This is a genomic window from Mesorhizobium sp. LNJC405B00 (genome assembly GCF_000502615.1).
Lineage (GTDB): Bacteria > Pseudomonadota > Alphaproteobacteria > Rhizobiales > Rhizobiaceae > Mesorhizobium.
Window position 1 is genome coordinate 77,274 of sequence record NZ_AYWC01000006.1, and the last position, 23,986, is coordinate 101,259.

Annotated in this window: 28 protein-coding genes and 1 tRNA gene; 18 read left to right on the top strand and 11 right to left on the bottom strand. The window is 61.5% G+C overall.

Annotated features, from left to right (window positions below; translation table 11 throughout):
* Nucleotides 1-154: 154 nt before the first annotated feature.
* The 5 genes from X756_RS152080 to X756_RS152060 all read left to right on the top strand — a co-directional run bounded on the left by X756_RS152080 (nt 155) and on the right by X756_RS152060 (nt 4,448).
* Nucleotides 155-1,006: an alpha/beta hydrolase gene (locus tag X756_RS152080; RefSeq protein WP_023729821.1), complete on the top strand. Its 852-nt coding sequence runs from the start codon at nt 155-157 to the stop codon at nt 1,004-1,006.
* A gap of 128 nt (nt 1,007-1,134) precedes the next feature.
* Nucleotides 1,135-1,797, top strand: coding sequence for an outer membrane protein (locus tag X756_RS152075; RefSeq protein ID WP_023729822.1), 663 nt, complete (start codon nt 1,135-1,137; stop codon nt 1,795-1,797).
* 128 nt (nt 1,798-1,925) lie between these two features.
* A tRNA-Leu gene (locus tag X756_RS152070) sits at nt 1,926-2,011 on the top strand.
* A gap of 1,097 nt (nt 2,012-3,108) precedes the next feature.
* Nucleotides 3,109-3,300 (top strand): hypothetical protein, encoded by a 192-nt coding sequence (locus X756_RS152065; RefSeq protein ID WP_023667524.1) that lies wholly within the window; start codon nt 3,109-3,111, stop codon nt 3,298-3,300.
* Nucleotides 3,301-4,199: 899 nt separating this feature from the next.
* Nucleotides 4,200-4,448, top strand: a complete 249-nt coding sequence (locus X756_RS152060; protein WP_023729824.1) for a hypothetical protein — start codon at nt 4,200-4,202, stop codon at nt 4,446-4,448.
* Here X756_RS152060 and X756_RS152055 read toward each other — a convergent pair.
* Nucleotides 4,445-5,308 (bottom strand): ATP-dependent DNA ligase, encoded by an 864-nt coding sequence (locus X756_RS152055; protein WP_023667527.1) that lies wholly within the window; start codon nt 5,306-5,308, stop codon nt 4,445-4,447. The two genes, X756_RS152060 and X756_RS152055, sit on opposite strands and share 4 nt — an antisense overlap.
* 86 nt (nt 5,309-5,394) lie before the next feature.
* Here X756_RS152055 and X756_RS152050 point away from each other — a divergent pair, with 86 nt between their 5' ends.
* Both X756_RS152050 and X756_RS152045 read left to right on the top strand, forming a co-directional pair.
* Nucleotides 5,395-5,616, top strand: coding sequence for a hypothetical protein (locus X756_RS152050; protein WP_023681532.1), 222 nt, complete (start codon nt 5,395-5,397; stop codon nt 5,614-5,616).
* A 723-nt stretch (nt 5,617-6,339) separates the two neighbouring features.
* Nucleotides 6,340-6,528, top strand: coding sequence for a hypothetical protein (locus X756_RS152045; RefSeq protein WP_023688348.1), 189 nt, complete (start codon nt 6,340-6,342; stop codon nt 6,526-6,528).
* Nucleotides 6,529-6,900: 372 nt separating this feature from the next.
* Here the strand turns inward: X756_RS152045 and X756_RS152040 are convergent, their stop codons facing one another.
* Nucleotides 6,901-7,872 carry an ATP-grasp fold amidoligase family protein gene (locus X756_RS152040; protein ID WP_023729826.1) on the bottom strand — a complete coding sequence of 324 codons (972 nt, stop codon included), beginning with the start codon at nt 7,870-7,872 and terminating at the stop codon, nt 6,901-6,903.
* Between the two features lie 89 nt (nt 7,873-7,961).
* Nucleotides 7,962-8,540 carry an NUDIX domain-containing protein gene (locus X756_RS152035; RefSeq protein ID WP_023729827.1) on the bottom strand — a complete coding sequence of 193 codons (579 nt, stop codon included), beginning with the start codon at nt 8,538-8,540 and terminating at the stop codon, nt 7,962-7,964.
* A gap of 144 nt (nt 8,541-8,684) precedes the next feature.
* Here X756_RS152035 and X756_RS152030 point away from each other — a divergent pair, with 144 nt between their 5' ends.
* From X756_RS152030 to X756_RS152015, 4 genes are all read left to right on the top strand, one after another.
* On the top strand, nt 8,685-9,782 hold the full coding sequence (locus X756_RS152030; protein ID WP_023729828.1) for an NADH:flavin oxidoreductase/NADH oxidase: 1,098 nt from the start codon (nt 8,685-8,687) through the stop codon (nt 9,780-9,782).
* Nucleotides 9,783-9,798: 16 nt separating this feature from the next.
* Nucleotides 9,799-10,074 carry an SH3 domain-containing protein gene (locus X756_RS152025; protein WP_023688344.1) on the top strand — a complete coding sequence of 92 codons (276 nt, stop codon included), beginning with the start codon at nt 9,799-9,801 and terminating at the stop codon, nt 10,072-10,074.
* Nucleotides 10,075-10,158: 84 nt separating this feature from the next.
* Nucleotides 10,159-10,437 (top strand): DUF982 domain-containing protein, encoded by a 279-nt coding sequence (locus X756_RS152020; RefSeq protein WP_032891817.1) that lies wholly within the window; start codon nt 10,159-10,161, stop codon nt 10,435-10,437.
* A gap of 59 nt (nt 10,438-10,496) precedes the next feature.
* The gene (locus tag X756_RS152015) at nt 10,497-10,736 is read left to right on the top strand and encodes a DUF2188 domain-containing protein (RefSeq protein WP_023729829.1); all 240 of its coding nucleotides are present in this window, start codon (nt 10,497-10,499) and stop codon (nt 10,734-10,736) included.
* Between the two features lie 119 nt (nt 10,737-10,855).
* Here X756_RS152015 and X756_RS152010 read toward each other — a convergent pair whose 3' ends face one another.
* Both X756_RS152010 and X756_RS15885 read right to left on the bottom strand, forming a co-directional pair.
* Nucleotides 10,856-11,128 (bottom strand): hypothetical protein, encoded by a 273-nt coding sequence (locus tag X756_RS152010; RefSeq protein WP_023688343.1) that lies wholly within the window; start codon nt 11,126-11,128, stop codon nt 10,856-10,858.
* Nucleotides 11,129-11,193: 65 nt separating this feature from the next.
* Entirely contained in the window at nt 11,194-12,195 is a 1,002-nt protein-coding gene (locus tag X756_RS15885) for an alpha/beta hydrolase (protein WP_050589254.1), read from the bottom strand.
* A 175-nt stretch (nt 12,196-12,370) separates the two neighbouring features.
* Between X756_RS15885 and X756_RS152005 the strand changes: the two genes are divergently transcribed.
* From X756_RS152005 to X756_RS151990, 4 genes are all read left to right on the top strand, one after another.
* On the top strand, nt 12,371-13,111 hold the full coding sequence (locus X756_RS152005; protein ID WP_023667538.1) for a competence/damage-inducible protein A: 741 nt from the start codon (nt 12,371-12,373) through the stop codon (nt 13,109-13,111).
* A gap of 98 nt (nt 13,112-13,209) precedes the next feature.
* Nucleotides 13,210-14,043 (top strand): universal stress protein, encoded by an 834-nt coding sequence (locus X756_RS152000; protein ID WP_023729831.1) that lies wholly within the window; start codon nt 13,210-13,212, stop codon nt 14,041-14,043.
* Between the two features lie 87 nt (nt 14,044-14,130).
* Nucleotides 14,131-14,631, top strand: coding sequence for a xanthine phosphoribosyltransferase (gpt, locus tag X756_RS151995; protein ID WP_023667540.1), 501 nt, complete (start codon nt 14,131-14,133; stop codon nt 14,629-14,631).
* Nucleotides 14,632-14,837: 206 nt separating this feature from the next.
* Nucleotides 14,838-15,335 carry an NUDIX hydrolase gene (locus X756_RS151990; protein WP_023667541.1) on the top strand — a complete coding sequence of 166 codons (498 nt, stop codon included), beginning with the start codon at nt 14,838-14,840 and terminating at the stop codon, nt 15,333-15,335.
* A 133-nt stretch (nt 15,336-15,468) separates the two neighbouring features.
* Here X756_RS151990 and X756_RS151985 read toward each other — a convergent pair whose 3' ends face one another.
* Nucleotides 15,469-16,059: a flavodoxin family protein gene (locus X756_RS151985; RefSeq protein WP_023805291.1), complete on the bottom strand. Its 591-nt coding sequence runs from the start codon at nt 16,057-16,059 to the stop codon at nt 15,469-15,471.
* Nucleotides 16,060-16,398: 339 nt separating this feature from the next.
* Between X756_RS151985 and X756_RS151980 the strand changes: the two genes are divergently transcribed.
* From X756_RS151980 to X756_RS151970, 3 genes are read left to right on the top strand one after another with little or no spacing between them, the layout of a single operon-like run.
* Entirely contained in the window at nt 16,399-16,719 is a 321-nt protein-coding gene (locus tag X756_RS151980; RefSeq protein ID WP_023688340.1) for a helix-turn-helix domain-containing protein, read from the top strand.
* Nucleotides 16,716-17,180 carry an SRPBCC family protein gene (locus tag X756_RS151975; protein WP_023688339.1) on the top strand — a complete coding sequence of 155 codons (465 nt, stop codon included), beginning with the start codon at nt 16,716-16,718 and terminating at the stop codon, nt 17,178-17,180. The genes X756_RS151980 and X756_RS151975 overlap by 4 nt, the downstream gene beginning before the upstream one ends.
* Nucleotides 17,181-17,199: 19 nt before the next feature.
* A complete protein-coding gene (locus X756_RS151970; RefSeq protein WP_023729833.1) occupies nt 17,200-17,613 on the top strand; it encodes a GFA family protein in 414 nt (137 codons plus the stop codon).
* Between the two features lie 43 nt (nt 17,614-17,656).
* Here the strand turns inward: X756_RS151970 and X756_RS151965 are convergent, their stop codons facing one another.
* The 5 genes from X756_RS151965 to X756_RS151945 form a co-directional block, all read right to left on the bottom strand.
* Nucleotides 17,657-19,462, bottom strand: a complete 1,806-nt coding sequence (locus X756_RS151965) for an ABC transporter ATP-binding protein (protein WP_023729834.1) — start codon at nt 19,460-19,462, stop codon at nt 17,657-17,659.
* 388 nt (nt 19,463-19,850) lie between these two features.
* Nucleotides 19,851-20,261: a GNAT family N-acetyltransferase gene (locus X756_RS151960; RefSeq protein ID WP_023729835.1), complete on the bottom strand. Its 411-nt coding sequence runs from the start codon at nt 20,259-20,261 to the stop codon at nt 19,851-19,853.
* A gap of 70 nt (nt 20,262-20,331) precedes the next feature.
* The gene (locus X756_RS151955; protein ID WP_023729836.1) at nt 20,332-21,282 is read right to left on the bottom strand and encodes a sugar kinase; all 951 of its coding nucleotides are present in this window, start codon (nt 21,280-21,282) and stop codon (nt 20,332-20,334) included.
* A 13-nt stretch (nt 21,283-21,295) separates the two neighbouring features.
* Entirely contained in the window at nt 21,296-22,180 is an 885-nt protein-coding gene (locus tag X756_RS151950) for an SPFH domain-containing protein (RefSeq protein WP_023729837.1), read from the bottom strand.
* A 34-nt stretch (nt 22,181-22,214) separates the two neighbouring features.
* A complete protein-coding gene (locus X756_RS151945) occupies nt 22,215-23,930 on the bottom strand; it encodes an NAD+ synthase (protein WP_023729838.1) in 1,716 nt (571 codons plus the stop codon).
* Nucleotides 23,931-23,986: the final 56 nt, after the last annotated feature.

Here is a 23,986-nt window from a genome sequence, read left to right on the forward strand (position 1 = left end):
CACCCCCGAGGGCAGGCATCAGCGGTGCGGTCATTCAGTTTGGCTTGTGCCGCCACTTATGCTACCATTCTGGCTATGGTGCTGATTTGCGCCGACGACCCGCCGCGAGGCGGGTTTTTGTTGTGATGAGCCCGAAACCTCCTGAGGTGAAGTCATGATCCGGTTCCTGAAAGCACTCGCCTTCGTCACCCTGTTCCTGATCTCGGCCGGCTTTGTATCCGCCGAGGAACGTTGGCAGACCTTGCCGGAGCCGGCGGCGATGCCCAAACCGGATCAGAGCGGATATGCGCCGGTCAACGGCATTCAGATGTACTATGCCGTTTTCGGCGCCGGTGATCCGATTCTCCTGATTCATGGCGGCCTTGGCCATGGCGACATCTGGGCAAGCCAGGTGGCGACCATGTCCAAGACGCACAAGGTTATCATCGCCGACAGCCGCGGCCATGGCCGCTCTGCCCGCACCGAGCAGCCTTACGGCTATGACCTCATGGCGTCGGACTATCTTGCGCTGCTCGACTATCTCAAGATCGACAAGACCGCTCTTGTCGGCTGGAGCGACGGCGGCATTATCGGCATCGACATCGCGCTGCATCATCCGGAGCGGCTGACACGGCTCTTTGCGCAGGCCGCCAACGTCACCACCGATGGCGTCGATCCGGGTGTGCTGACCAACAAGACCTTTGCCGCCTATATCGACCGCTCGGGCCGCGACTACAAGAAACTGTCGAAGACTCCCGACCAGTACGATGCCTTCGTGGCGCAGATCAGCCACATGTGGGAGTCGGAGCCGGCCTGGACCAAGGAACAGCTCGGCAAGATAACCACGCCGACCGCGATCGTTGCCGGCGACCATGACGAGGCGATCAAGCGCGAACACACCGAATACATGGCCTCCGTCATTCCGGGCGCCAAGCTCATCATCCTGCCCAACGCCAGTCATTTCGCCATGCTGCAGGCGCCGGACGAATATAGTCAGGCGGCGCTGGACTTCATTGACGCCAAATAGCGCCCCCAGCTAGAGCACCCAGCGCAGCAACGGGTGCATTCCGATTGTTGAACAATGGGTTCCGTTTTGCGGCGAATAGGATTACCTTCCGACAAGGCGCCTTCTGAACCGCCTTTTCGGAGAACTCGATGCGCTGTCTGACGATTGCCAGTGCCGGATTTCTGATTGCTCTGGCCGCGCCGGCATTCGCCGCCGACCCGATGGCGGTGCCGATGACCGAACCAGGCTTCGACTGGACCGGCTACTATGCCGGCCTGCAGGCCGGCTACGGCTGGGGCCAGTCCGACATATCAGTGACGGAAGGCGCGCCGTTTTCCATCTCGCCCGACATTGACGGCGGTTTCGTCGGGGCCCATGTCGCCGGCCTGTGGCAGTTCGACCAGGCAGTGCTCGGCGCCGAGGCGGAGCTCAATTATTCCGCCGTCGACGGTACGGCCGTATCAGGCCTTGGAAGCACATTCCGCACGGACATCAAGTGGTTCGGATCTGTCGACGCCAAAGCGGGCTTCGCCATGGACCGCGTGCTGGTCTACGGCGTCGGCGGCGTCGCCTTTGCCGGCATCGAAACTTCGCAAGTCTCGGGCGCGTCGTTCGCCGGCACACGCACCAATGTCGGCTGGACCTTGGGTGCCGGCGTCGACTACGCGCTGACCGACAAATTCATCGTCGGCGCGCAATATCGCTATTACGATTTCGGCTCCGAGCACTATGACGTGGCGGAACCCTTCAACGATCGCGATCAGGATGTGAAGCTGAACGCGGTCGGTATCAATCTCAGCTACAAATTCTGAGCGTTCTCGGCGACTGAGATTTTCGCCACAACCAATTGTTTTGAAATCACGAACCACCTTTCATGAGTTCGACACTCGGCAAAAGATGGCTTGACGGGTTTTCGCTGGCGTCTGAAAAGGGCTGGCCTGCGGACGTGGCGGAATTGGTAGACGCAAGGGACTTAAAATCCCTCGATCTCTGATCGTACGGGTTCGATTCCCGTCGTCCGCACCAAATTGAAATGCTTAGGATTCGTTCTGTAAGAACTCACTGGCTACCACAGAAAAGGCTGACGCGGGTAGCCGTAGAGCCGGGATACAAAGCCGGGAACTGCCATGCTGGAGTTTTGGTGTTCGGTATTGGCTGCCGTAAGAACAGTGACGGGGCTGACGGCGCAACTGCGCTTGAGCCAAATCCCGAACCTGTAGCCCCTTCGGTCGTAAGCTCGGCAGTTGGGGATCTACTGCATCCGAAAAACGACGGTATCCGTGTCGCTGGATTTGCATCGAATGCCGACCAAAACGCCGAGTTCATAGTCATCGACGTGCCACGGTCGGAACGTCGACCACATCGCAGCGATCAAAAGCAATATTACAAGCGTGCTGGTAGCTCTTCATACCTATGGAGCATGTCGACATCGAGGATGCCTTCCGAAGTACCGGAACTTACAATGAAGGCCGACATGAGAAATACCCGTCGTCCGGCCTTGACGGTCATTATGAGATCAGGATGTGGCCGCAGAACGGGAGCCGGCTGGGGCCGCAGCGGCCTCAACCCGGTGGGCATGCCCCGTCGCGATTTTAAGAAGAGTTGCAGCCGTTTCCTGTGGCGTCCAACCTTGCGCTTCTGACGCAGTCACCAAGGCCGCAAACGCGGCTTCTAATGCGACTTCACAGTTCACCTCACGGTCTGGGCTATCCTCTGGCAATATCGGGGGTTCGACGGATTGGGACATCGTGACTTCTTTCAAAGGGGAAAAACCCGCCGCCCCAGCCTTTTGCCACTCAAACATTTCAGCAAAGGATCATTCCAGCTATCAGCAGCGTGATTAGAACTGACAACGGCACGGCCAGAAGACCGACCAACTCAACATTTCTTGTGTTTTGTCGCTTGTCCATCTTCGTCGCCCGCATGTCGTTGGCTTTGGCATCTTGCCGTCAACGTGCAGCTGTTGGAACCAACCACAAGTGCCGCTGATCGGAGATTCAGTCGGTGCTGCATATTAGCAACACATTGTGGAACGATCGGGCGGCATCAGCCAATTGCTTTTGAATGCCCTTGCACTTGCTTCGTACGATTCCGTACAGTTTCCCCCATTGGGGGAGCTGCCGATGGACCATGACGAGGAAGGCTACAGCATTGACGCCTTCGATTTCGATGTGGTGTGCGAGACCTTCAGGAGATCCGTTCGGGAGCTGAACCTGGCTGAAGAGCATTGGGTAGACCACGCGAAGGCGCTCCTACGGGAATTCACCGACAGCGCACCTGACGACGACATGATTAGCCGGATCGTCGGGCGCTAGTGGCCTATACAGCCCTAGTTGGTTAGAATCGTACCCCGGTCCTGCCACGGAAACCTTTTCCAAGGTTTGCCGCGTCATAGAGGCATCACAGAAGCTCTCGGAACAGATTGCCCAGCGCGGAGGCCTATTAACGAAAAAGCTCGCCACCTTGAGGCAACGGGCATCGCCAATGCCCTCAGAGAGCCCTGCCTGGACGTGTGGCGTCCTGTCCGGCCCTCGCCATTGATTTCGTCGGCAAGCTTGTCTTTGGCCTCGTGATAGGTCTTGAAGTTGGCATCGGGATCGCAATCGCCGGCTGCCAAGGATGCCGGGCCGCTGGCCGACCTATCAGTCAGGCGTCCGAAGCCAGAGCGTTATAAAGCAGCAAACACGCCAGGATAGAAACGGCGCTGCCTAGCAGCTGGTCTGCCGTCAGGCCGGAAAAATAGACAAGATGAAACGTCACCATCGCTCTACCAATCACGGTTCGGAACACTGCCGAATTAACCGTTAGCCGACGCTAATGTTCCGCTCTGGACTCACTACCGCTTTGGAAGAATCCTGCCGCAGCGATCAGCGCCCCGCCCGACCTTGATCTCAACGTCGGTGCCACAAGGCTTTCCTTCGTTCGCATGGTTCGCAGAGATTAGCACGATCGCATACTCTCATCTCATCCGGCGTCGTCTCCCTCACAAAGCAGCGCCGGTAAGGCTCGGCGACCTTCTTGTTTGTCCCGTGTGCCAAAGGAGGTCGCCGGGCCTGCCGTTGCTCATCTTTGCTGGTGGTTGCTCCTGATGGCTGCGCTTGACGCCGTCGCCCTACTGCTACCTGCGGGGTAAGGCCGGCGAGCCCTCTTGTCAGGCAGTCCGGCATGTAGGATTATAGTCCTCGTTGCGGCGACCCCTCAATGGAGAGCGCCAATGGCCAGAACCAAACCTTCGGAACAACTTTCCCGGGCTGAAATCGAGCGCTTCCTGGCGGCAGCCGAAGCGCTGCACAAGAGCATCGTCGGGCCGCTCCTGGCGTACCACGGCGAGCACTACCAAGCTCTACGTAAGGTCCATGGACCCCTGTTGAAGTCGATCGAGACCATCACCGGCCAGAAGGCGAGGTTCATCCAGTGGAACGGGACAGGACCGGCACAGCCCCGGGACAAGCCTCCGGGCTAAGTCTCCTCCCGGAAATCCAGCAGCTTGGCATGGCGAAGCTTCTCCTCGCCCTTTAGGAACCGCACGCGGCCGACCAGGCCCGGCTTTAGCCATTCGGCCTTGTCACTCTTGAGCCCTTTCGGCGCCGGCCCGCCAATCTTGCCTTGCACGCGGTCCCATAGGCGCTGGCGCTTGTCCGCCTTGAAGGTGACGAAGGCGCCGCCGGCATAGTGGCCTTTGTCGGCCATCAGCACCATGGCAGGCTTGCCGGCCTCGCGCTGCACGCCGATGATGTCCATCTCCTTTTCGGCATAGCACTTGATCTTGCGCCAGTTCGTCGTCGGACCCGACCGATACTTGCTGCCCTTCCGCTTTGAAACGATACCTTCAAGCCCAGCCTGGTCGACCAGATGAAAGACGGCGTCGCCAGTGCCCGGCATCGCTTCGCTGAACTGGATTCGGCCGCCGTCCGGGATCAACGCCCGGAGGATCTCGCGACGGTCTTCCACCGGCGTGTTCCGCAAGTCATGCCCGTTCAGATGCAAGAGGTCGAATGCTAGCAGATACAGATCGCGCGACGGCTTGCGGCTGGTCGCGGCTGATTGATGCGCATGGAAGTCGGATAGGCCAGCCTCATTGATCGTAATGGTCTCGCCGTCGATGATGAAGTCTTTCGCCTCGATCGCTTCCGCCTCACCGGCAAGTTGGATGTAGCGGCCCGTCCAATCATAACCGTTCTTGGTGATCAGCCGAATCCCGTCATCATCCTTGATGACCTGGGTGCGGTAGCCATCGAATTTGATCTCATGAATCCAATCATCGCCCATCGGCGGCGTGTCGACCAGTTCGGGTTCCATAGGCTTGATGAATTTCAGACGCATGCACTGACTCGCAGAACCACGACTTCAATTAGCTATCGCTAAATTAGTTCCGGAACATTTTAGACGAATTGGATGTTTGAAGGGCTATGAAGATCGAAGCCGACCAATGCCGGGCAGCGCTGACGCTCATCCGGCGCACAATGGAAGAGCACTGTCCTCCTGGCGTGCTGCCGAGCGAAGAGATGGTCAATGGGCTCTATGGTCCGGAACTGATCCATGAGGCGGAAGCCATTGCCGCCGGCATCGTCGCAACCATTGACCAGCTGCAATTGCCCGTGATGAAACCGCCCTCCCCTAGTATCAAATAGAGACCGACACAGGGAAGGTCGCTTGGCCGCGCGATCGTGGGCTCGCAACGACCGGCGAGGCGATGCCGGCCTCACCAAGGGTTACAGCCCCTCGACCAGCAGCGAAGGCGGCTCGCGGCAGTGCAACGCCCGAAGTGTTTCGAGACGACGATGTCCACCGAGCGTAGCCAGCGCGCGTCGTGCTGCACAAGGACCGAGGCAGCGGCACGGCCGCCCGGGTTACTCCAAAGGCGGCTCTTCGCTCTGTGGAGCCAAAACGGTGATATCCATCCTGGCGATTGTCGATGCGGCGCGCCCCTGGGCGCCAGAATCCGTGTCGCCACTTTCTGCCGCCATTGCCTTGGCGCGATGTCCTACGCTGTCTGCGCTTTTGCCTGGCGCAAATCCTTCGCCCGGTTCTGTCTTTGCGGGTTTCGGTCGAGTTTCAGCTGCCTGCCGATGTTGGTTTCCAATCGCCGAGACCATTGATACCTCCCCTTGATGAGGCCGCGACTGTACCTGTCAAGGCTGTAGCGAGGCTGATCACTAAGTGGTCGGGTTGCGCCCGCTCGTAGTGGCCCTCCGATTACTGGGCTCTCGATGCCTTGGCGCTCGCGGACGTCTGGTCGGGTGGGAAGTTCAAACTCAGCCGCCCTTTGCGGCACCGGCTTCGCCCGACAACTAGGAACGATTTCGGCCGCCATGTGTTACGCAATCATGAATCTCGCGGATCCCGGATCAACAATGGCAACCGATCTTTTCACGATGCAACTCGCTGATGCTCAGCAGCGCATCAAACAGACCGAGTTCGCGCTGGTACTCAGCGAGAAAATGGTGGCTGAGAACCTCGCTTTATCCAGCAGGATACGATCGGCGAGGCGGCGTGTCCTGAAGGCCGGAAGGCCTCTGGCGACAGTCGACTCAACAAGCTGAAAGAGTTCTTCAAATGATCTCGACCCAGTCCGGACGTGGGAGAGCTTGCCGGTAACCTTAGCGGTAATCGGCCGAGTCGCAGCAGGAAGCGCGCTGAAAACTTGCTCGATGAAGACTGCGGCGTCGCTATGAATCTCGCCTTGTGTTGCCGAATCCGATCTGCGCAAAGGCGCGTGGTCGAGACCAGGCAGCGGCTCACGAAGATTGATCCCAGCAGGGCAAATTGACCGCTACGGCTCAGTTGAGGCAGCACTTCGAAATCACGGCTATTGACCTGCTGAGCTATCAGTTTCCCTCGATCTCTAATCGTATGGGTTCTCCGCACCACCCTTCGCTCTTCGAGCTTCGGGGTGGCAGGCCACCGAGTAGCCGTCAAACGTCGAGATAGCCGGCGGCGACCAGCGTTGCCTTATATCGCCGGGCAAATCGGCTGGGCAAACGACTGAGGTAAGCTGACGCGCCAATATCCCAATGCGCGCCCAGTTCGCGGTCGAAGGCAGCCGGGTCGAATTGCAGCAAGCCGCTGCGTGGGTAGACCGTGAATTCTCCGAAGATCGGCTCCCCCTCCTCCTCGTAGAAATCGACACGCACCATGTCGAACTCGCTGCCGAGCGCCTCGGCTGCCTCGATCATCCGCGCCAGGCTCTTGGGACGGGGAATTTCCAGGCTCGAGTCGATCGCGCCCTGGACGATGTTCAGCGGGCGCCAATCGCGATCCAGGTGGGCGGTATTCTTGACCGTGGAACGGAAGGCAACGACGACAATGTAGGTGACGCGGCCAGCCAGCACACAGAATTTGTAGTCGACCGGGTCATAATCCTGGTCCTTGCCCACAAGTGCTTCGACGAAAACCCGCCGCTCTATGTGCGCATAGCTGCGCTCCAGCTTGCGGGCGCCATAGGTTTGGCCAAGGTATTCCGTCATCTCGGCAATGATCGCCTCCCGGTCGGCGTTGGCCGGATCGCGAACGATGACATTCATGGCGCAACCGTGGTTGCATTTGACGGCGTAGGGGATTTTCAGGTCATCGAAGGGGATCTGGCGCGGATCGTCGCCCTGCCACAGTACCTCAGGGATGGCGAGCCCGGGAAGCCGCTCCCTGACGATTTCCTTGGACTTGAGCTTGTCGAGAAGACCGGTAAAGCGAGGATCGTCATCGAAAATCTTGCGCCAGTGGATCTTTTCCGTGAACGTCACCGGGGCTGCAAAATTCGGCAGATGCCGCATCCGCTCAAGGAAACGCTGGGTCAACCGGCGGTAGCGGACAAGCAGCGCGGCGTTCAGCAACAGGAGAGATGCCCGCGCGCTGTTTCGCTTCAGCCATGCCTTTGCGCCACGCGCCATTCCGGTGTCCTTGCAACCTGCGCAACTTCATCCGCGAAGTGGACGTGCCACCCTGCCCGCAGCAGTGAGGCACGTCGAGCTTCGCCGAGCTAGCCCTTCATCGGGTACAGTTTCAAATGCTGGATCAGGATGATCGTCTTGGCGTCGATGATGCGGCCGTCTGAAATGCCGGCCAGCGCTTCATCAAGAGGCATTTCCAGAACATCGATGTCCTCGCCCTCGTCGGCCGCGCCGCCGCCGGCCGAGATGCGGTCGGCGGGTGAATAGCGCGCCACGAAGAACCACAGCCGTTCGGTGACGCTGCCTGGGCTCATATAGGGGGAAAACAGCCGCTCGATGTTCTGTAAGCGATAGCCGAGCTCTTCCTCGGCCTCCTTGAGGATGGCGGTTTCGGGATCGTTTTTGTCGAGCAGGCCGGCGCAGGCCTCGATCAGCGGTTCGCGGTGGCCGGTGACGTAGGCGGGGTAGCGGAACTGCCGCACCAGAAGCACCGTCTGACGCTCGGGATCGAAAGGCAGGATCACCGCGCCGTCGCCACGATCGTAGGTCTGGCGAATCTGCGTCTCCCACTGCCCGTCGCGCCGGCGGTAATCGAGGACGGTCTTCTTCAGAACCGCCCAGTCGTCGGACAGGACTTCCTCCGAGCGGATGCGGATACGATCTTCCATGATGAGCTCCAAGCTGTCGGCGCCATGGCGTAACCGCGAACGGTTTTGCGCGCAACCGAAACGGCGAAGCTTTCACCGCCTCGTGTCTGGTGCCGGCAACTGCCATCGCCTAAATAGCTGCAGTCCCTCTCCGGAGTTTTTTTGATGACCGCAGCGCTTTTCCAGCCGATCGCCCTCGATGGCCTGACCTTTCCGAATCGTATCGCGGTGGCGCCGATGTGCCAGTATTCCGCCGAAGACGGCTCGGCCAGCGACTGGCATCTCTATCACTGGATGAACCTGGCGATGTCGGGCGCCGGCATGGTCACCGTCGAGATGACCGACGTCGAACGGCGCGGCCGCATCACCCATGGCTGCCTCGGCCTCTATTCCGACGACAACGAGGCGGCCGCCCGGCGCACGCTGGATGCAGCGAGGCGCGTGGCCGCGCCGGAAACGAAATTCGGCATTCAGCTTGCTCATGCGGGCCGCAAGGCCTCCAACCGAAAGCCCTGGGAAGGTGGCGGCCCATTGCAGCCGGGCGAGGATCCCTGGCAGACCGTCTCGGCCTCGGCCATCGCCTATGACACCGGCTGGAATGTGCCGCATGCGCTGGAGGAGGATGAAATCCTGCAGCTCATCGAGCGCTTCACTCAAGCCGCAAGGCGGGCCGAGCGCGCCGGCTTCGACTTCCTCGAACTGCACGCCGCGCACGGCTATCTGATCTTCCAGTTCCTGTCGCCGCTTTCCAACCAGCGCACCGACAGCTGGGGCGGCTCGCTGGAAAACCGCATGCGTTTCCTCATCGAGATCGCCAAATCGGTGAGGAAGGCAGTTCCAAACCTGATGCTTGGCGCCCGCCTCTCGGTGAAGGACTGGGTCGATGGCGGCTTCGAGGTCGACGAGGCGATCGAGGTGGCCAAAGCCTTGAAGGCGCTTAATGTTGCCTATATCTGCTGTTCGAGCGGCGGCAATTCGCCGTTGCAGAAGCTGCCGACCGGCGCCGGCTATCAGGTGCATCTGGCCGAAGCGGTGCGCAAGGGCGCCGGCATCCCGACACGGGCTGTCGGCCTGATCGACGATCCCTCGCAGGCAGAGGCGATCGTCGCCGACGGCCGCGCCGACATGGTCGCGCTGGCCCGCGCCTTCCTCGCCGATCCGCGCTGGGGCTGGCGCGCCGCCGCCACCTTCAGCGAGAAAATCCATCCCGCGCCACAGCTCGCCCGCTCGGTGACCACGATGCAGCACTGGATGAGGGGCTGAACAGGCTGCGCCGACGGTGGTTGCGCTGTCGTTCGCCGCGTCGTCTCCGGTCGGCGCGCAATATTGCGAAGGCACGGTGCACGGCCTGTCCAGGCACTACGATCTCGATACCGGCAGCGGGTTTCTCGCCGTGCGGGCGCGGCCGAACTCGTCGTCGCGCATGATCGGGCAATTGTTCAATGGCGACCACACCGAGATTTTCGACCGCCGGGGCAACTGGTACCAGGTCGAAATCGGCGGACGGACCGGCTGGGCCAACGCCCACTGGCTGCGCAACGACTGCGGTTACTGAGACCAACGATTGCGGTTGGTGAGACGTTTGGGCGCAGGCTGACGGCCATTTTTGCAACCATATTGGCTGCTTTGCGTTGCGGCCATCATGGATAACAAACCTTTTGAAACCCCGGTCGTGGTCGAACTCGGCCATGTCGGCAAATATCGCCAGATCCGCAGCACCCAGGAAGCGGCAGAGTGCCTGATGACGGTGTGGCCGCTCAATCGCGGCCCGCGCCATCGTGATGCTCTCGACACTTGCCTCAAAGTGCTGGAAGGTTATCGTTCGACGGCCGATGCACGCAGGGCTTTGATCGAAGCGGCCAAGGAATCGGAAGTGCTGGTTCCCGAAGACCGGCTGCCAGACGCCAAGTTGCATTGAAGCCCAGATGGCATTGAATAACGGGCCGCATTGAGCGGACGGACGAACCGGAGGATTTCATGGCGAAGCTGACTTACAAGATCGTCGAGCATGACGGGGGCTGGGCCTACAAGGTCGGTTCGACATTCTCGGAGACATTCCCGACCCACCAGGATGCGCTGCGCGCCGCCGAGATCGCCTCGGCCGAACAGCAGATCGCCGGCGCCACGGACGGCATCCAGTATGAGGATGCCGAAGGCAAGTGGCACGACGAACTGGCCGACGGCCGCGACCGGCCGCAGACCAAAGTTTCCGACTGATCCTTGCCCCTCAGCTTTCGCTGCCGGCCATGGATGCTCGCCTAAGCAATTCCCTTGGGAATTGCGTGTCAAAACAAACAGGCGGGACATCCTGCCGGTCAGTCGAAGCCGCGGCTTGATCACTTGCCGCAATATTGATCGTTCACGTTGGGCCTCACATTTCCATAGGGTCCTGACGGGTCGGAGGCGCACGGCCCCGTAGCGCCGCCATAGCCTTGGCTGCCGTCGGCATTGATGCTGCCGGTGGTGCTCTGGTCGACGGTCGATGACTGCTCGTTCCCGAACGGCCACCAGCTGTGATGGTTGGAATACGTGCTGTCCGATGACTGGGCCATCGCCGATGTGGCAAGACCGATCGTCAGCACGGATGCTGCAAAAACTTTCCTGTACATTGAATTACTCCGTATCCGCCGCCTTGGGTGCGACACGGGGTAAAACCGGATATCAGCCGAATGGTTCAGTGAAATTGTTGTGAGGCTGTGGTGAGGTCTTGGCCGGCGAATGTCCGCTCGGCAATGCGCTTGATGAAGGCGATGACGCGGTCCGGCTCGACGAATTGCGGCATGTGGCCGAGGCCTTCGACCGTCTCGAAATCGAGCCCTTCGATCCTGTCCTTCATCGGCTCCCCATGTATGCGCATGGCGATGACGCGATCGGCTGTCCCGAAGAAAATGCCGGCCGGCATGGCGATCTCTTCATAGCGCTCTTCGATGCGGCCAAGATCCTGTTCGACCGCTACGAAATCGGTGGAGGTTGCATGGAAATGGCTTGGCCTCAGCCCGAGCCATCCGCCGCCATCGATCATGTAGTCGGCGGGAACGGCCTGCGGCGCGAAGATGAACTCCAGTGTCTGCCGCGCATATCTGAGGCTTGTCGGTATCGCGACGGTGTAGGCCATGATCCAGCGCCAAAGCCGCGAACGGATATAGAGCAGGCCCGCTTTCTCGCGGGCGCCGGCTTCCAGATGCGTCAGCGGCGCCAGCAAAGCGATGCCGGAAATCGCGCCGGGATGCTCCAAGGCCAGGGTCAGCGCGACGGCGCCCCCCAGCGAGTGCCCGACCACGAGCGGCCTTTCCAGCCCGAGCGTTTCGATGAAGCGCCTGATGATCTCGACCTGTTCAGGCAGACCGCCGGTGGCTCCTCGCGCGCGAACAGAATAGCCCGATCCCGGCCGGTCGAGTGCAATGAGGCGGTAGCCAGGGCCAAAGCGCTCAAACAGCGTGTGGCGAAACTGGTGGAGCTGCGCGCCAAGTCCGTGCACGAACAGGATCGGCCGTCCCTCGCCCGTTTCGACATAATGGATGCGGCTGCCGTCGATCTCGACGAAGTTTCCGCTGGCCGGCACCAGCCTTTCGGCCTTGGCGGCAATCCAGAGCGTAGCGGCCACCAGACAGGCCACGATGACGAGAGCCAGCACGGACAGGCCGGCGACAAGCCAAAGCAGAATCGATACCAGCATGTTTTCACCCGGGAAGCGGACCGGCGCGCACCATCACCCACTGACGAACGCTCGGCAAGGCAGATGGCGGCTTGTGTCGGCATTGCCGCCAGTTCGATGGCGCGCTATCTCAGGCGACCTTCTTTCTGCCTCAGGCGACCTTGTCTGCCAACGGGCCTGTTTGCCGGAGCCTTCCATGCCTGAAATCGTCACTGCCGCCATGCTTGTCATCGGCGACGAGATTCTGTCCGGCCGCACCAAGGATAAAAATATCGGCCACCTCGCCGACATCATGACGGCCATCGGCATCGACCTGAAGGAAGTGCGCATCGTTCCCGACGAGGAGGACGAGATTGTCGCTGCGGTGAATGCCGTACGCGCCCGCTACACCTATGTCTTTACCACCGGTGGCATCGGCCCAACGCATGACGACATCACCGCCGATTCCATTTCCAAGGCTTTTGGGGTGCCCTGCGAATACGACGCCAAGGCCTATGCCATGCTGGGCGAGAGCTATGCCGCGCGCGGCATCGAATACACCGAGGCCCGCAAGCGCATGTCGCGCATGCCGCGCGGCGCCGACCATATCGACAATCCGGTCTCCGTCGCGCCCGGATTTCGCATCGGCAACGTCCATGTCATGGCCGGCGTGCCGGCGATTTTCCAGGCCATGCTCGACAATGTCGTGCCGACGCTGAAGGCCGGCACAAAAATGCTGTCGGCCACCGTCCATTGCCCGTTCGGTGAAGGTCTGATCGGCGGTCCCCTGGGCGACATCCAGAAGGCGCATCCCGATACCATCATCGGCTCGTATCCGAAATATGGCGACGGCAAGTTCTGGACGGAGCTGGTGGTCCGCGCCCGCAGCCAGGAGGCGCTGGATTCGGCACGCAAGGACGTCGAGGCGATGGTGGCCGGCTTCACCGCCGCCAATTGACCCTGGGTTCGCGGCCCATCGCCGGGCCGGAACCAAGCACCGCACTCCCACGTTTTCCCTCGGGCGCAGCACGCGCCGGCAGATTTGAGGGATTTCGCATGCGCTTCAAGACCATCGTCGCCATATTGCAGAACGAACAGGACGCCGAACGCGTGCTCGACTGCGCCATCCCGCTTGCCGACCGGTTCGAGAGCCATCTCATCGGCATCCATGCCGAAGCGCTGCCCGTTCCCTACACCTCGGCAACCGGCTTCCCCGACACCGAGTTCCTGCAGGTCTCGGCCGACATGAACCGCGAGCGCGCCGAGAAATTGCAGGCGCTTTTCGTTCGGCAGATCGAGAATTCCGGCCTTTCCTTCGAATGGCGCAGCCTCGAGAGCTTTTCCGGCGACAGCGCGCTGACGGGTATTTCCAGCGTGCGCGCCGCCGACCTGATCATTGCCGCGCAGCGCGAGACCGGGGGCGACACGAGCGCCGATGTCGACACGCTGGTTTACGATGCCGGCCGGCCAGTGCTGGTGGTGCCGCATGAGGGGCCGTTGGTCACCACATTCAAACATGTGCTGCTGGCCTGGAACGGCAGCAAGGAGGCGGCGCGTGCCGCCTTCGACGCGCTGCCCTTCATCATCGAGGCCGAGAAGACCGACATTCTGGTCATCGATCCGCCGGATACGCTGGATGACAACCCGGAAGCCGCCGGCGCCGAGATCGCCGCGGCACTCTCCAGGCATGGCGCAACGGTCAGCGTGTCGGTGCAGAAATCGGGCAACGCCTCGGTCGATGACGTCATCCAGACCCGGATCGCCGAGACCGGAGCCGACCTTCTGGTGCTCGGCGCCTACAGCCATTCCTGGCTGCGTCAGCTTTTGTTCGGCGGCGTCACGCGCACCGTGTTGCGCAGCGTGCCGGTTGCGGCCTTTTTGTCGCGGTAACTCCACAGACTGGCCCCGCCCTTGCCAATGCCCTGACTTTCCAGTTAATTCCGCGCGCATTCCACAATGTTGCGCGCGGAGTGCAGAATGTCCCTTCCCGAAAAAGCCTTTCCGGTCTCCTGGGACCAGTTCCACCGCGATGCCCGGGCGCTCGCCTGGCGGCTTGCCGGCGCCAACAAGGGTCAGTGGAAGGCCATCGTCTGCATCACCCGTGGCGGCCTGGTTCCCGCTGCCATCATCTCGCGCGAACTCGGCATACGCGTCATCGAGACGGTCTGCGTCGCCTCCTATCACGACTACACCAGCCAGGGGCAGTTGCAGGTGCTGAAGGAGATCACGCCGGCGCTGCTCGCCGATGATGGCGCGGGCGTGCTGATCATCGACGACCTCACCGACACCGGCAAGACGGCAGGCATCGTGCGCGCCATGATGCCCAAGGCGCATTTCGCCACCGTCTACGCCAAGCCGAAAGGCCGGCCGCTGGTCGACACCTTCATCACCGAAGTCAGCCAGGACACCTGGATCTACTTTCCCTGGGACATGGGTTTCACCTACCAGAAGCCGATCGCCGACGATCACGCCGGCTGATTCGCGCCAGCCCCATTTCTGCCCAGACGGCCAAACCCGCCCCGTCTGCTATGAAAACAGACACTGGAAGGCACATTATTCTGTCGAATCGACGCCTGTTGGCGGATTGGACGGTTGGTGTGATGTTTTTTACTTTTAAGACTTACACTTGTCGGTAAGATTCATACGGCGGCTAACGATTCTGAGGGCTGGGGTAGCTTTCACTGATGCTGACGACACCGGCGACACACGACCATCTGGCTGAAAGGGTCCGCAAGCTCTTCGGCACTTCGCCTTGTCGCCTGCAGGTTGCCGCTTTGCCATGGCGCAATAACGAAGACGGCGTCGAGATCATGCTGATCACCAGCCGAGACACCGGGCGTTGGGTGCTGCCGAAGGGCTGGCCCGAGGCCAGGGAGCCGCTCTGCGAGGCAGCGGCGCGCGAGGCGGGCGAGGAAGCCGGATTGCGTGGCAAGATTTCGCTTTTCGAGGCCGGTCGTTACTTCTACGCCAAGGCCCTCGCGTCCGGCGAGGAAGTCCCTTGCGAAGTGCTGGTGTTTCCGCTGCAGGTCGAGCACGTTGCCGACCGCTGGAAGGAAAAGCGCGCGCGCACCCGCAAATGGGTCAATGGGGCCGAGGCCGTACGCATGGTCAACGAGCCGGACCTCTGCCAGATCATCGCCCATTTCTGCGCCGATCCCGACAAGTTCGTCGTTAGAGCCTAGTCACAACTCCGCAGCGACCGCGCCACATTCCCATGCGCCCGCAGGTCTTGCCCATCAATACCATTCGACGTATCGCCCGCAGCGCCCATTGATCCGACTCCATCCGACATCGACGACAAGAGATGTGCCGGTATCACCTGCCCCCGACCCACTGCCGGATCTCGTCAGCCAATTGCTCGAGAACGCCTGCCGTCCCGGCGGGGAGCGGGTCCGGAAACCGTTGCTCGGGATACGCGAGCGTTCCCCCCAAATGGACCGGCTGGACACAAGGCATCTCGTGCTGTTCGAAAAGCTTGACCATGTTGTCCGCGCATTGGCGCACACTCGGATCGTCCGCGGGATCGCTGGCGCCGTTGACGATGACCGCTCCGAGTTTTCCTTTGAGCTGTTGTCCGTCGCGCCACAGGGGATCGGATCTGTCGAGCAAGACGACGCCCAGGGCCGGCGGCATTCCGAAGCAGGTGGGAGTAGCCATCAGAATCACGTCCGACTCTTTCATGAGTGACAGAACACGATCGATCCCGTCGCAGTGGTATCCGAACGTTTGATAACACTGCTCGCACCCGAGACAGTCGATACGCTCATCGGCCAGGCGCACCTGTTCCACGACCTTCACCCGCCGCTCTCTCTCCAGCGAGCGAAGAACCTCGCCGAGCATCCGCCCTGAGTTACTGGACGCGCGCGGGCTGCAGTCTATTCCAATGATGGTCGTCGCTTTGTCCATGTGAGAATCCCTAGTAAGGCGTGTCAGCTCGATGCCGAACGGCACGGGCGAAGTTTTGAGTATCCCCAACGATGGCTTCAAAGTCGACGATACTGCTCTTTACGGCTGAATTCTCCGGATCACTCCCGATACGTGACACCAAAGCCATCCCCAAATCCCCAGCCATGGCCCTTTACCCCAAACGAAATGAGCTCTTGGGCAGAGTCTAACGGAAGCAGCCGTTGAAGTTCGCGACTTGTCGTACAATCGGACAGACCCTCCCCTTTCAGGTTACGATTGGTTGCGGCTTGACATGCAGGTATTTACCTGCATATTGTGTCTTCAAGATGAGTGAGACCGATGGACGCCGACAAGGTTTTCAAAGCGCTGGGCGACCCGACCCGGAGAAGGCTGCTCGATCTTCTGTGTGAGAAGAACGGCCAGACGCTCGGCGAGCTTTGCCAAAACCTCGACATGGCAAGGCAATCCGCGACCCAGCACATCGATCTTCTGGAGGCGGCCAATCTGATCAGCACGGTCAAGCGTGGCCGAGAGAAGCTGCATTTCATCAACCCCGTGCCGCTGCACGAAGTCTACGAGCGGTGGGTGCGAAAATTCGAACGGCAGCGGCTGAGCCTGCTGCACGACCTGAAACAAGAACTCGAAGGAGACGACCAATGACCCGGGAAACTACCAGTTTTGTCTACGTGACCTACATCAGATCGACGCCACAAAAGGTGTTCGAAGCCATCACCAGGCCCGATATCGCCAAGCGCTACTGGGGCCACGAAAACGTCTCCGACTGGAAGCCCGGCTCGAAATGGGAACACATCCGCGCCAATGACGAACGGACCGTCGAACTCGTTGGCAAGGTCGTCGAAATCTCGCCGCCAACCCGGCTGGTCATGAGCTGGGCCAACGCCTCGCAGGCCGACGATCCGACCAAGCACAGCCAGGTGACGTTCGCCATCGAGGAATACGACACCATGGTCAAGCTGACCGTCAGCCATGACGAGCTCGAAGCCGGGAGCGGCATGGCCAAGGGCATCAGCCAGGGTTGGCCGGCCGTGCTGTCCAGCATGAAATCCTTCCTCGAAACCGGCACAGGCATCGACCTGTTCGCCAAGCCGAAATCGGCCTGAAGCACCGCGGAGAACGATGATGACCAAGCACTTTACCGGCGGCTGCGCCTGCGGCGCGATCCGCTATGAGGCCAGCGGCGAGCCGATCTTTCAGAACCACTGCCAATGCCTCGATTGCCAAAAGCGCAGCGGTACTGGCCATTGTTCCTATGTGACCTTCGGCCGGCGCGCTGACGTAACGATCACCGGCGAGCCGAGCACATGGCGGATGATCGCCGACAGCGGCAATGAAAAAGCCCAGGCCTTTTGCCCGACCTGCGGCACGCCGGTCTACGTAACGTTCGTCGCCATGCCGGAGGTGACGGCGATCCAGGCCACGAGCCTCGACGATCCCGGCCAGTTCGACCCGCAGGCGGTCACCTACACCGTGCGCGGCCACGTCTGGGACACGATCGACCCAGCGCTTCAGCCATTCGAGCGAATGCCTGGATGAACCAGGCAGAGCCCTATCCCTCGGATAGGGCTCTGCGTTCAGCTCAGATCACCAGGCCCTTGGTCAGTTCCAGCGCCTGCCGCTCGAACAGGCGGCGGTAGATGCCGCCCTTCAGCCGGATCAGCTCGTCATGCGAGCCTTCCTCGACGATCTTGCCACGGTCGAACACGAGCAGCCTGTCCAGCGCCCGCACCGTCGACAGACGGTGCGCGATGACCAGCGTCGTGCGGCCAACCATCAGCCGCTCCATCGCCTGCTGGATCAGCACTTCCGATTCCGAATCGAGGCTCGATGTCGCCTCGTCCAGGATCAGGATGCGCACATCCGCCAGGAAGGCGCGCGCGATCGCCACCCGCTGGCGCTCGCCGCCCGACAGTTTCACGCCGCGTTCACCGACCAGCGTGCCGTAGCCCTTCGGCAGGCTGGTGATGAAGTCGTGCGCGCTGGCGAGCTTGGCGGCATGCTCGATCTCGGCCTGCGTGGCGTCCGGACGGGCATAGGCGATGTTTTCCGCCAGCGAGCGGTGGAACAGGATGGGCTCCTGCTGGACGATGGCAATCTGCGCGCGCAGCGACGCCTGTGCAACCTGGGAGATGTCTTGGCCATCGATCAGGATCCTGCCGCCGCTGACATCATAGAGACGCTGGATCAGCTTCACGAAGGTCGTCTTGCCCGAGCCGGAATGGCCGACCAGTCCGACCCGCTCGCCCGCCGCTATCTCCACCGAAAAGTCGCGGTAGAGCGGCAAGCGATGGCTGCCATAGTGGAAGGTGACGTTATCGAAGGCGATGTGGCCATGCGTGATCCGGATCGGCTTGGCGCCGGGCCGGTCCTCGACGCCGAGCGGTTGCGACTGGAAATCGACCAGTTCCTCCATGTCGTTGACCGAACGCTGCAAATTGCGGATATGCGTGCCGATGTCCCTGAGGTAGCCCTGCAGCACGAAGAACGAGGTCAGCACGAAGGCGACATCGCCCGCACTTGCCTGGCCCCAGGCCCACAGCATCAGCGACAGGCCGATTACTGCCGTCCGCAGCACCAGCAGCATGGCGCCTTGCGTCGTGCCGTTGATGGTGCCGCGCACCCAGGTGCGGCTGGTCCGCGCGCGCCATTTGGCGACGACCTTGGCAAGCCGCGTTTCCTCGCGCGTCTCGGCGCCGAAACCCTTGACCACGGCATTGCAGCTCACCGCATCGGCTAGCGAGCCGCCAAGCCGCGTATCCCAGCTGTTGGCGAGCCGTGCCGCGGGCGCGACATAGCCGAGCGACAGCAGCGCCGTCACCGTGATGAACAGCAGCGAGCCGACTGCCACGACCAGCCCCATCAGCGGCCAGAACCAGCCGAGCAGCAACGTCGAGCCGACCAGCATGGCGACCGACGGTAACAACGCAATCAGGATGGTGTCATTGAGCAGGTCGAGAGCCCACATGCCGCGCGTAACCTTGCGCACCGTCGATCCGGCAAAGCTGTTGGCGTGCCAGTCGGTTGAGAAGCGCTGCACGCGATGGAACGCGTCGGCGGCGATGTCGGCCATCATCTTCAGCGTCAGCTCGACAATGCCCATGAAAGCCAGGTTGCGCAGCACCACGCCGGTCAGCGCCAAAGCGATGAGCGCGAAGAACGCCGCCATTGCCGCATTCCACGCGACATCGTCAGCCAAGGCACTGCTGGCGACGGCGTCGACCAGCCGGCCGGAATAGAGCGGCGTCAAGACGTCGGCCAGGGTCGACAGCAGGAAGCTGCCCATGATCAGCGATAGCCGCCACGGCTGGCGCCGCCAGTGGCTGAGCGTGAAGCCAAGAACGCTGCGAAAGGCGCTTGCACGCAGATCGATTCGAAAACGAGCCATCATGTCATCCGGGCGCAAATCTGCCCGGTCCCGGTAAGGTCTGAAAATTGAAAACCGCGTTGGGCAATTCGCCCGAGGCTGCGGAGGTTCGGCATAGGTGGCGGCGCGCCCCGGTTTGTCGGGTGGCGACCGGCATCGGCAGAAGTCTGCACTCGACCCGGCATCGGCGAAGGACAAACCTTCGCCGGACGCCAGGTGAGACCTAGGCTTCGCGGCCTCGCATTACCATGTGAAATACTGCCATTCGGACCTCCCGCAAGACACTTGCGGAGCGGTCCTTATAGAGACGCCATGAAGGATCGCCAAGGCCGGGCACGTGGCAAAGCATAACTGGTCCAACCAGTGAGGTTATTTTGCAACAACAGCCGGCCAACCCCTCGCCTGTGCCTCATTCCGGATTGCGATCGAGGCGCATGTAGCGGCCGTCGATCGATGCCTTGAAGCCCAGCTTCTCATAAAGGCCATGCGCGTCACTGGTCGACAGGCTCCAGTGCGAGACCGTGCTGAGTTCAGGGTGGTCGATGAGCGCCCGCACCAGTTGCGTGCCAATGCCTTGGCCGCGATGCTGCGGCCAGATGATGATGTCGGCGAGATAGGCAAACACCGTACGGTCGGTGATAGCCCGGCCAAAACCGACTTGGTTCCTGTCGATATAGGCCGCGGTGCAGAACGAGTTGGCAAAGGCGCGGCGATGAAAGTCATCGCTGCGGCCGGCGCCCCAATAACTCGCCATCAACAGATCGGAGGTCGCCCGGAAATCGATCCGTGACATGTCGAAGCTGATTTCACAGTCGGGCATGGTGCCTCGCAAAGAATGGAGGGCGGCCGAATTCAGTCCGGCCGGTGATTTGGCTGCCCACGTGGCGCGCTTATGGCACCACGAGATAGGCCTTCTGGTCGGCGATCGCGATGGTCACGTCGGTGCCGGAATTGAACTCGACGAAATCGAGCTCCATCCCGTCGCTGAAGATGACGCCGCCCTTGCTCTGCCGCGAAGAAACCACCAGCGGCCGGTCGCGGGTGATGACGCCATGCACAAGCGACACGCCGGTCGTGTTGCTCGGAAACGGTTCGCGCACCGAAAAGAACAGCTGTTCGCCTTCGCGGTCATAGCCTTGCGGCGGCACGGTCGGCACGGAGTTGTCACCATAGGCCGCGGCCAGTCCCGCGGCGCCCGCCATAACCGAGCGCAGCCAGCCGGTAGAGCCGGCGCCCGTGGAGATGATAATGCCGCTCGACGACTGGCGCTCGGTCCTGCCGCCATAGGTCAACTCGTAGCGCGCCGAGACATGCGTCGAGGCGCCAACGAACAGATCGTTGAAGGCGATCAGCCGGCGTCCGTCATTGGAGCGCGCTTCGGCCATCACCACCGCCTGGCGCTTCGCCTTGCCGGCGATCGTCAGGCCGAGGACCTTTTCGGTATCGTCGGCATTCCACGGCAGCAACACGCCGTCGAAAAGCGCCGGGTTCGGGTTGATGCCGATCAGCGGCTGGTACGGGAGGTACTTCGCGGTGTTGGACACCAGCCCGTCCTGACCGAGCGCGATCACCGCGTCGGAGCCGAATTCGAACTGCGGTACCAGTTCGCGGTCGAGCCGCAACTGTTTGAGGCCTTGGGGAAGCGAACCCATCACCCGGTCGAGCGCTTGGTGATAGGCATCATGCGCTGCCTTGACCGGGTCGAAATTCATGCCTGCCTGCCGGAGGTAAAAGCGCGCCTGTCCCTGCGTGTTGAAGCGCGTCGTCAGCTCCTCGAGCTCGGTCTTGCGGGTGACGACGATCACCCGGTCGATCGGCCTGCCGCTCTGGTCGCTTGCCACCCGTGCTTGCCTTTCAGGACCCGGCTTTCGGCGTGGAAAGCTGGCTGAGCGCGCTGGTGAGCATGTCAGGCGTGATCGACAGATTGCCGACCGAACCGCCCTTTTCCGCCCAGGCCTTGAAGGCCATCGCCGTCAGCACGTGGGCGGGCGCCGACGAATAGACGGTCAGTTCCAGCTGCTGCGCCTTGGCTTGCGCCTCGGCAAGCGTCAGCTTGTTGCGCGCTTCGGTGTCGACCAGCAGCTTGTTGCGTTCGGCAAGCTCGATTTCGGTCGCCAGTTCGCTCTGCTTGATCTCGCGCTCCTTCTCCACGCCCCAGGCACGGCGCCCATAGATCGCGGCATCGGCCTGGCGCTGCAGCGCCTCGCGATATTCGGTCTGGAGCGCCTTGCGGATCTCCGGCGTCGGCTGGACCGAGGTGATGTGGACCTCCTCAATCGACAGGCCGGCGGTTGCCGCAATCGGATCGTTGCGCAGGAGTTCGGCCAGATTGCCGCCGAGCTTGGTCACCTCGGCCAGCGCCTGTTCCAGCGTCATGCTCGAAACCACCGCGCGGGCGCGGCTCTGTATCGCCAGCACCAGGCGTTCGGCGATCTTCTCACGGCCGTCGCCAACAACGTCGGAACGGCTGAGCTTGGCGCTGAAATCAAAACCTTCGGCTGCCTTGAGCGGATCGATGATGCGGTAGCTGACCGACCCCTGGATTGCCAGATCCTGGAAATTCGCCGTCGTCTCGGTGAAGATGAAGGGGTTATCGAGCGACGTCACCGGCACCATCGCTATCGTGGTGCCTAACGTGCCGTACCAGAAGGAGATGCCGCGCCCCTGCTCCCTGATCTTGCCGTTCTTGAAGCGCAGGATGTGATACTCAGGCGTTCCCTTGAAATAGCTGATAAACATGCGCCCCCCAAGGTTCATCAATTTAATCAGATGTTTAGCCGCTATCCCTGAAACGGTTGGTGATGGGATAGCGGCGGTCGCGTCCAAAATTCTTACGGGTGATCTTCACACCCGGCGCCGCTTGCCGGCGTTTGTACTCGGCAATGTAGAGCAAATGTTCGACGCGCGTCACCGTCGCCCGGTCGTGGCCGCGCGCGACGATGTCGTCGACGCCCATTTCGTTCTCGACCAGGCATTCCAGAATGTCGTCCAGCACCGGATAGGGCGGCAGCGAATCCTGGTCGGTCTGGTTCTCGCGCAATTCCGCCGACGGCGCCTTGTCGATGATATTCCTGGGGATCACCTCGCCTGAGGGACCGAGCGCGCCCGGCGGCACATGGCTGTTGCGCCAGCGCGACAGCGCATAGACCTGCATCTTGTAGAGGTCTTTTATCGGGTTGAAGCCGCCATTCATGTCGCCATAAAGCGTGGCGTAGCCCACCGACATCTCGCTCTTGTTGCCCGTGGTGACGACCATCGAGCCGAACTTGTTGGAGATCGCCATCAGGATCGTGCCGCGCGCGCGGCTCTGCAAATTTTCCTCGGTAATGCCTTCCTTGGTGCCCTCGAAAAGCTGCGTCAGCGTATGCAGAAAACCCTCGACCGGTTCGAAGATCGGCACGATGTCATAGCGGCAGCCAAGCGCACGGGCGCAATCCTCGGCATCCTTCAGCGAATCCTCCGAGGTATAGCGGTAGGGCATCATCACCGCCCGCAGCCGCTCCTCGCCGAGCGCATCGACGGCCAATGCGGCGCAGATCGCCGAATCGATGCCGCCGGAGAGACCCAGCACGACGTTCTTGAAGCCGTTCTTGTTGACGTAGTCGCGCAGGCCGAGCATGCAGGCGCGGTAGTCCGCCTCCTCGCGCTCTGGGATTTTCGACATCGGCCCTTCCGAGCAGACCCAGCCGTCGAACTCTTCTGCGTTTTGCGCGCCTGCGGCGACGCGGTTGCGCTTCCAGGTGGTGACGTCGACAGTTTCCTCGAACTGGCTCATCTGGAAGGCGAGCGTCTTGTCGGCGCCGATGGCAAAAGAGGCGCCGTCGAAGATCAGCTCATCCTGGCCGCCGATCTGATTGGCATAGATCATCGGCAAACCGGTCTCGATGACCTGGCGGATAACGACCTGATGGCGCACGTCCATTTTGGCGCGGTAGTAGGGCGAGCCGTTCGGCACCAGCAGGATTTCCGCGCCGCTCTCGGCCAGGGTTTCACAGATGCCGACGTCGCCCCAGATGTCCTCGCAGATCGGAATTCCGATGCGCACACCGCGGAAATTGACGGGTCCCTGAGCCTCGGGGCCGGCCTGAAAGACGCGCTTCTCGTCGAACTCGCCATAGTTTGGCAAATCGAGCTTGTAGCGCTCGGCGAGGATCTTGCCGCCATCGGCGACGATGATCGAATTGTGGGTGCCGCTCTTGCGCTTCAGCGGCGTGCCGATGATGACGCCCGGCCCGCCATCGGAGGTATCCGCGGCGAAATCCTGAGCGGCCTTCTCGCAAACCTTGAGGAAGGCCGGCTTCAGCACCAGGTCCTCCGGCGGATAACCGGCAAGGAAAAGCTCGGTGTAGAGCACGATGTCGGCGCCCTGGCGGGCGGCATCCGCCCTCGCCTCGCGCGCCTTGGCAAGGTTGCCGGCGACATCGCCGACCGTCGGGTTGAGCTGGGCAACGGCGATGCGCAGAATATCGGGTGCGGTCTTCTGGGTCATCTGTGCGGTTTAGCGCGGCAAATTTGCCCGGGCAATGGCGTTCGTTTGGACCAATT

Coding starts and splice junctions, on each gene's coding strand:
- X756_RS152080 (WP_023729821.1), top strand. CDS start 155: ATGATCCGGTTCCTGAAAGCACTCGCCTTCGTCACCCTGTTCCTGATC.
- X756_RS152075 (WP_023729822.1), top strand. CDS start 1,135: ATGCGCTGTCTGACGATTGCCAGTGCCGGATTTCTGATTGCTCTGGCC.
- X756_RS152065 (WP_023667524.1), top strand. CDS start 3,109: ATGGACCATGACGAGGAAGGCTACAGCATTGACGCCTTCGATTTCGAT.
- X756_RS152060 (WP_023729824.1), top strand. CDS start 4,200: ATGGCCAGAACCAAACCTTCGGAACAACTTTCCCGGGCTGAAATCGAG.
- X756_RS152055 (WP_023667527.1), bottom strand. CDS start 5,308: ATGCGTCTGAAATTCATCAAGCCTATGGAACCCGAACTGGTCGACACG.
- X756_RS152050 (WP_023681532.1), top strand. CDS start 5,395: ATGAAGATCGAAGCCGACCAATGCCGGGCAGCGCTGACGCTCATCCGG.
- X756_RS152045 (WP_023688348.1), top strand. CDS start 6,340: ATGGCAACCGATCTTTTCACGATGCAACTCGCTGATGCTCAGCAGCGC.
- X756_RS152040 (WP_023729826.1), bottom strand. CDS start 7,872: ATGGCGCGTGGCGCAAAGGCATGGCTGAAGCGAAACAGCGCGCGGGCA.
- X756_RS152035 (WP_023729827.1), bottom strand. CDS start 8,540: ATGGAAGATCGTATCCGCATCCGCTCGGAGGAAGTCCTGTCCGACGAC.
- X756_RS152030 (WP_023729828.1), top strand. CDS start 8,685: ATGACCGCAGCGCTTTTCCAGCCGATCGCCCTCGATGGCCTGACCTTT.
- X756_RS152015 (WP_023729829.1), top strand. CDS start 10,497: ATGGCGAAGCTGACTTACAAGATCGTCGAGCATGACGGGGGCTGGGCC.
- X756_RS152010 (WP_023688343.1), bottom strand. CDS start 11,128: ATGTACAGGAAAGTTTTTGCAGCATCCGTGCTGACGATCGGTCTTGCC.
- X756_RS15885 (WP_050589254.1), bottom strand. CDS start 12,195: ATGCTGGTATCGATTCTGCTTTGGCTTGTCGCCGGCCTGTCCGTGCTG.
- X756_RS152005 (WP_023667538.1), top strand. CDS start 12,371: ATGCCTGAAATCGTCACTGCCGCCATGCTTGTCATCGGCGACGAGATT.
- X756_RS152000 (WP_023729831.1), top strand. CDS start 13,210: ATGCGCTTCAAGACCATCGTCGCCATATTGCAGAACGAACAGGACGCC.
- gpt (WP_023667540.1), top strand. CDS start 14,131: ATGTCCCTTCCCGAAAAAGCCTTTCCGGTCTCCTGGGACCAGTTCCAC.
- X756_RS151990 (WP_023667541.1), top strand. CDS start 14,838: ATGCTGACGACACCGGCGACACACGACCATCTGGCTGAAAGGGTCCGC.
- X756_RS151985 (WP_023805291.1), bottom strand. CDS start 16,059: ATGGACAAAGCGACGACCATCATTGGAATAGACTGCAGCCCGCGCGCG.
- X756_RS151980 (WP_023688340.1), top strand. CDS start 16,399: ATGGACGCCGACAAGGTTTTCAAAGCGCTGGGCGACCCGACCCGGAGA.
- X756_RS151975 (WP_023688339.1), top strand. CDS start 16,716: ATGACCCGGGAAACTACCAGTTTTGTCTACGTGACCTACATCAGATCG.
- X756_RS151970 (WP_023729833.1), top strand. CDS start 17,200: ATGACCAAGCACTTTACCGGCGGCTGCGCCTGCGGCGCGATCCGCTAT.
- X756_RS151965 (WP_023729834.1), bottom strand. CDS start 19,462: ATGGCTCGTTTTCGAATCGATCTGCGTGCAAGCGCCTTTCGCAGCGTT.
- X756_RS151960 (WP_023729835.1), bottom strand. CDS start 20,261: ATGCCCGACTGTGAAATCAGCTTCGACATGTCACGGATCGATTTCCGG.
- X756_RS151950 (WP_023729837.1), bottom strand. CDS start 22,180: ATGTTTATCAGCTATTTCAAGGGAACGCCTGAGTATCACATCCTGCGC.
- X756_RS151945 (WP_023729838.1), bottom strand. CDS start 23,930: ATGACCCAGAAGACCGCACCCGATATTCTGCGCATCGCCGTTGCCCAG.